This is a genomic window from Cupriavidus sp., from assembly GCF_057315035.1.
Genome location: NZ_DBHKYV010000066.1, coordinates 23,191 through 29,190, shown reverse-complemented (window position 1 = coordinate 29,190; position 6,000 = coordinate 23,191). Strand labels below are relative to the sequence as shown.

At 65.3% G+C, this 6,000-nt stretch carries 5 protein-coding genes; all 5 read right to left on the bottom strand.

Features of this window, described 5'->3' with window-relative positions; translation table 11 throughout:
• On the bottom strand, positions 1 to 163 hold a 163-nt coding region (locus ACO550_RS38285; protein ID WP_315598222.1), incomplete at its 3' end, for an ATP-binding cassette domain-containing protein.
• A gap of 311 nt (positions 164 to 474) precedes the next feature.
• On the bottom strand, positions 475 to 2,142 hold the full coding sequence (locus ACO550_RS38280; RefSeq protein ID WP_315598204.1) for a GMC family oxidoreductase: 1,668 nt from the start codon (positions 2,140 to 2,142) through the stop codon (positions 475 to 477).
• 88 nt (positions 2,143 to 2,230) lie between these two features.
• A complete protein-coding gene (locus ACO550_RS38275) occupies positions 2,231 to 3,103 on the bottom strand; it encodes an alpha/beta fold hydrolase (RefSeq protein ID WP_315598205.1) in 873 nt (290 codons plus the stop codon).
• A gap of 54 nt (positions 3,104 to 3,157) precedes the next feature.
• Positions 3,158 to 3,550 carry a Cu(I)-responsive transcriptional regulator gene (cueR, locus tag ACO550_RS38270; RefSeq protein WP_315598206.1) on the bottom strand — a complete coding sequence of 131 codons (393 nt, stop codon included), beginning with the start codon at positions 3,548 to 3,550 and terminating at the stop codon, positions 3,158 to 3,160.
• Positions 3,547 to 5,979, bottom strand: a complete 2,433-nt coding sequence (locus tag ACO550_RS38265; RefSeq protein WP_315598207.1) for a heavy metal translocating P-type ATPase — start codon at positions 5,977 to 5,979, stop codon at positions 3,547 to 3,549. Before ACO550_RS38265 ends, cueR begins: the two co-directional genes overlap by 4 nt.
• Positions 5,980 to 6,000 lie beyond the last annotated feature (21 nt).

Below are 6,000 nucleotides of genomic sequence, written 5' to 3'. Positions count from 1 at the left end.
ATTTGGTAAGCAGATTGAAGCAGGTGGTCTTGCCCGCGCCGTTCGGTCCGATCAACGCATGGATCGAACCGCGACGCACGCGCAGGCTGACGTCGCTTACTGCCGTAAACCCCTTGAATTCCTTCGTGAGGTTCCTGGTTTCCAGGATGATTTCCTGAGTCATAGTCTCCTGCCCGCCCTCTTGCTGCGATGCCGGGTTGTGCCCGGCAACTGACAATGGTTCGAACTCCGGCGCTTTGTCGCCATGGTTGCCGCTTGATTTAGGTATTTGGAACGGCGCGGCTGCCGCTTGGGTACGGGGCGCGAAGTGAAGGCTGCGGCACCGTATACCGGCGACTATTGTGTGCGCCTGCTGCGTCGCAAAACATCGGGGTTTGCACTAAGCATAAGACATTGGAGACAGCGTCCGGATGCGGCGTGCGGCGCCGTACCGACGTCTGCGGAATAGTCGGCGCGATGTATCGTGGAAGACCCCTAGACGGAAACCGGGGTGACGATTTCAGGCGAATTTGCTGCACCGCTCGCGCGTGCCTTGCGGTCGGCGCGAATCATGTCGCTGGCGCGCTCCGCAATCATGATCGTCGGCGAGTTGGTATTGCCCGACGTGATCAGCGGCATGATCGATGCGTCCACCACGCGCAGCCCCGTGATGCCGCGCACGCGCAGCCGGTTGTCGACCACGGCATCGGCATCGCCGTCGGGTCCCATGCGGCACGTACCTACCGGATGAAAGATCGTGGTGCCGATGGCACCGGCCGCTTCGGCCAGTTGTTCGTCGGTCTGGAATGCGGGGCCCGGCAGCCATTCCTTCGGCTGGTACGGGGCCAGTGCCGGCGATGCCACGATGCGCCGCGTGAGGCGGATCGAATCGGCCGCCACCTTGCGATCCTCTTCGGTGGAAAGATAGTTGGGCGCGATGCGCGGCGCGCGACGGAAGTCGGCATCCTCGATATGCACGCTGCCGCGCGACGTGGGACGCAGGTTGCAGACGCTGGCCGTGAACGCATTGAAGTCGTGCAGCGGATCGCCGAATTTATCGAGCGACAGCGGTTGCACGTGGTACTCGACGTTGGCGCGCGCCTGGCTTTCGTCGCTACGTGCAAAAGCGCCGAGCTGCGACGGCGCCATGCTCATGGGGCCGCTCTGGTTGAACGCGTATTGCAGGCCAATGCCCACCTTGCCCCACCACTTCGATGCACGCGTGTTGAGCGTGCGCACGCCCTCGACCTTGATCACGGTACGCAGTTGCAGATGGTCCTGCAGGTTCTCGCCAACTCCGGGCAAGGCATGGCGCACACCAATGCCAAGCGCCTGCAGGCGCTCGGGCTGGCCGATACCCGACAGCTCCAGGAGCTGTGGCGAATTGACGGCACCGGCGGCAAGAATGACTTCCTCCGTTGCACGCGCTTCCGCGGCCTGGCCACCACCGAGGTACTGCACGCCAGTGCAGCGACGGCCATCAACCGGATCGAACGTCAGCGCACTGACCTGCGCGCCCGTGACAATGGTCAGGTTGGGCCGGTCGGAAGCCTTGCGCAGGAAAGCCTTGGCCGTGTTCCAGCGGATGCCGCGGCGCTGGTTCACGTCGAAATAGCCGACGCCAAAATTGTCGCCGCGATTGAAGTCGTCGGTGCGAGGAATGCCGGCCTGCTCGGCCGCATCGATAAAGCGCTCCAGGATGTCCCAGTGCAAGCGCTGCGCTTCCACGCGCCATTCGCCGCCGGCACCGTGGAACTCGTTGGCGCCGCGGTAGTGGTCCTCGCTGCGTTTGAACAGCGGCAAGACATTGTCCCAGCGCCAGCCGTCATCGCCAGTAATGCGTGCCCAGTCGTCGTAGTCTTCACGCTGGCCGCGCATGTAGATCATGCCGTTGATCGACGACGATCCACCCAGCACACGGCCGCGCGGATAACCGAGCGAGCGGCCGTTCAGGCCGGCCTCGGCCACAGTCCGATACAGCCAGTCGGTGCGTGGATTGCCGATGCAATAGAGATAGCCGACCGGAATATGAATCCAGTGATAATCGTCCTTCCCACCGGCCTCAAGCAACAGCACATTGACATCGGCGTCCTGCGTCAGGCGGTTGGCCAGCACACAGCCGGCCGAACCCGCCCCCACGATGATGTAGTCGTACGTCTCCATATTCCTTTGCATCCTTGCAGGCCCTGAGGGCATCGGTTTTTATTGTCGGAATGCCGGAGATCATCGCACGACTTGCCCATTGCCGTCGTCAGGGGTTTGCCGGAGCATCGAGATGCCGGCGCAACCAGTCTGTCAGTGCCGCCAGCACCTCGCCGCGCAACGGCTGGGCCTCATTGAAGATTTCGTGGAAACCGGTGTCGAACCAGGCCAGCTCGCTGAAGTCTTGCGGAGCGTTCTCAAAGAAAGTCCGACTACCCTGTGGATCGACCACACGATCGGCGCCGCCCACCAGCATCAGCATCGGCGCTTCCAGCCGTGGCGCATCGGCCTGCGCTTGTGCCATGCCGCGAACAAAGGATTCCAGCACGCTGGCGCTGATGGTGCCCTGCACCAGCGGATCGGTGCGATAGGCACGCACCACTTCCGGGTCGTGCGACAGCAGGCGTGCATCGATGGGATTCGGCACACGCATGCGCGGCAGCAATGCCAGCAGTACCCGATGCACGGTAAGCATGGCATTGGACAACTTCAATGCCAATGCCGGTGACGACAGAATCAACGCGCGGATCGGACGTACACGCGCCGTGGCAAAACGCGCCGCAATCAGTCCGCCCATGCTGTGCCCAAGCAGAAAGGGCAACTCGTTCCACTGCCGGACCACGGCGTCGTGGATTTCCGCAAGATCGTCAAGGTAGCTGTCGGGATGTGGCACCACCATGCGTGGGCCGCCGCTGGCCCCGTGGCCGCGCTGGTCATAGGCGCGCACGCGCAGGCCAAGTGCGCCGAGCGTAGCCGCTACGTGCGGATAGCGTCCACTGTGTTCGGCCAGGCCGTGCACCAGCAGCACGGTACCGAGTGGTTCCGGAAAACGTTGCGGATCGGGCAGCCAGGTGCGCAACAGCAGTTCGGTACCATCGCGCATACGCTGGCGCGACTCGGTGGCGGTCACAGGCTCGTTCATCCCATCGGCTCCTCATTGGGACCTGCTGGTTGTTGCTTGTTGTTTTTGCTTCCCTTAGCGATGACACGCCATGTCCGACAGGATCGGGCAATCGGGCCGGTCATCGCCGCTGCAGGACTCGGCCAGTGAGCGCAGCGTGTCGCGCATGGCGGCCAGTTCGGCAATCCTGGTTTCGAGGTCCGCCACATGCCTGAGCGTCAGTGCCTTGACGTCGGCGCTGGCCCGCCCGCGATCATGCCAGAGCGACAGCAGGTCGCGGATCTCGTCGAGCGAAAAACCGAGATTACGGGCGCGCCGTACGAAGCGCAAGGTGTGCACCGCGCGGTCGTCGTAGAGACGGTAGCCCCCTTCGCTGCGCGGCGGCGTATCGACCAGGCCAATCGATTCGTAATGGCGGATCATCTTCGCCGACACGCCCGACGCTTGCGCTGCTTCACCGATATTCATGACTTGCCCTCCTTGCCGGTTGCGGGATGCCAGCGGCGCAGCAGCAGCGCGTTGCCAACCACGCTGACGCTCGAGAACGCCATGGCCGCGCCAGCCACCACGGGATTGAGCAGGCCGGCCACCGCCAACGGAATACCGACCACGTTATAGATGAACGCCCAGAACAGGTTCTGGCGAATCTTGCGGACAGTGCGGTGCGATACCGACAGCGCATCGGCCACCAGCGCGGGGTCCCCTCGCATCAGTGTGATACCGGCCGCGTGCATCGCCACATCGGTACCGGTGGACATCGCGATCCCGACGTCGGCTGCCGCCAGTGCCGGGGCGTCGTTGATGCCGTCGCCCACCATCGCCACCACGGCCTCGCCATTGCGCTTGAGTGCGTTCACGCGTGCCGCCTTGTCCTGCGGCAACACTTCGGCCTGCACCTCGTCGAGCCCCAGCATCGCGCCGACACGTGCCGCCGCGCCCGCGTTGTCGCCGGTCAGCATCACGGTACGGATACCGGCATCGCGCAGCCGTGCGATTGCCGCAGCTGCGCCGGGCTTCAGCGCATCACCGAACGCCACCAGCCCCAGCACAGCGTGCTGCGCCGGATCGATCAGCCAGGACACCGTACGCCCTTCGTTGCGCAGTTGCTCCGCGGCGGTCTGCAATGCTCCGGCTTCGGCATTCAACGAGACGCGCAAGCCTTCGCTGCCGAGCTGCAGCGCCTGCCCCGCCACCACGCCCGCAATGCCACGGCCCGGCAATGCACGCACATCGCTGGCCACGGGCACCGCGATATCACGCGCCGCGGCCAGCGCTACCACGGCCCGCGCCAGGGGATGTTCACTGCCGGCCTGCAAGGCGGCCAGCTGGCGCAGCAGTGCCGCGTCATCGCCATCGGCCGCATGGAGCGCCACCACTTCGGGCTTGCCCACGGTCAGCGTGCCGGTCTTGTCGAACGCCACCACCGATACGCGATGCGCCACTTCAAGTGCCTCGGCATCCTTGATCAGGATGCCGGCGCGCGCGCCAGCGCCGGTACCAGCCATGATCGCGGTCGGCGTAGCCAGGCCCAGTGCGCACGGGCAGGCAATCACCAGCACGGCCACCGCATTGAGCAATGCCTGGCTCCAGTCGTGGCCGATCAGGCCCCAGCCGAGCAATGCAAGCAGCGCGATACCGAGCACCACCGGCACGAACACCGCGCTTACCTGATCCACCATGCGCTGGATCGGCGCCTTGGCCGCCTGCGCGTGCTCGACCATGCGGATGATCTTTGCGAGCACCGTTTCGGCACCGACGGCAACGGTACGCGCCACCAGCAAGCCTTCATAGTTGATCGCACCACCGGTCAGCCGGTCACCGGGCTGCTTGGGCACCGGCACCGACTCGCCGGTCAGCATCGATTCGTCGGCGTGGCTGTTACCCTCGACCACTTCGGCATCGACCGGAATCCGCTCGCCGGGCCGCACCACGATGTCATCGCCGACGCGCACCTCGGCCAACGGCACAGTCTGCTCCACACCGTTGCGGCGCACCTGTGCCGTATCGGGTCGCAGCGCGGCCAGTGCGCGAATCGCATCGGCGGTCTGGCGCTTGGCGCGCGTTTCCAGCCACTTGCCCAACCGCACCAGCGTGATCACCACGGCGGCACTCTCGAAATAGAGATGGGGCATGGCGTCGCCGGCGCTGAACATCTGCCAGATGGAAAGGCCGTAGGCCGCGGACGTGCCGAGCGCCACCAGCAGGTCCATATTGCCGGCGCCCGCACGCACTGCCTTGTAGCCGGCCTTGTAGAAGCGCCAGCCGAATACGAACTGCACCGGCGTGGCCAGCAGCCATTGCAGCCACCCCGGCAGCATCGCATGGATGCCGAACCATGCAAGCACCATCGGCGCGACCAGCGGCAACGACAACGCCGCCGAGATCACCACCGGCCACGGACCGGACCAGAAGTCAGTGCGCGTGGCTTGCGTACCTGCCGCTGCGGCCGTGGCGTCCACAGCAGGCTTTGCCCCATATCCGGCGCGCACCACCGCTTCGCCGAGCACGGCGGCATCGGCCGCACCGCGCAGCACGGTCACGCTGGCGCGCTCGGTAGCCAGGTTCACCTGGGCCTCGACCACGCCCGGCACCGCCCGCAACGCCCGCTCCACCCGGCCCACGCACGAGGCACAGGTCATGTCGGCGATCTCGAGTTCGATGGTGTCGCGCGGCACTTCGTAGCCGGCATCGGCAACGGCCTGGGCAGCAGCGGATAGCGCGCCGGCGCTATCGGCCTGCAAGGTGGCCTGTTCGGTGGCCAGGTTGACGGCTACCTCGTGCACACCAGGCACCTTGGACAGCGCGTTCTCCACGCGGCGCACGCACGACGCGCAGGTCATGCCTTCGACGGGCAGGCGCCATTCGGCGGGAATCAGGGTAGAAGCATTCGTAGACATGGACGGATTCGGCAATGCGCA

Bases quoted from the DNA above. Each gene is read 5' to 3' on its own strand.
- ACO550_RS38280 (WP_315598204.1), bottom strand. From the start codon at position 2,142: ATGGAGACGTACGACTACATCATCGTGGGGGCGGGTTCGGCCGGCTGT.
- ACO550_RS38265 (WP_315598207.1), bottom strand. From the start codon at position 5,979: ATGTCTACGAATGCTTCTACCCTGATTCCCGCCGAATGGCGCCTGCCC.
- ACO550_RS38275 (WP_315598205.1), bottom strand. From the start codon at position 3,103: ATGAACGAGCCTGTGACCGCCACCGAGTCGCGCCAGCGTATGCGCGAT.
- cueR (WP_315598206.1), bottom strand. From the start codon at position 3,550: ATGAATATCGGTGAAGCAGCGCAAGCGTCGGGCGTGTCGGCGAAGATG.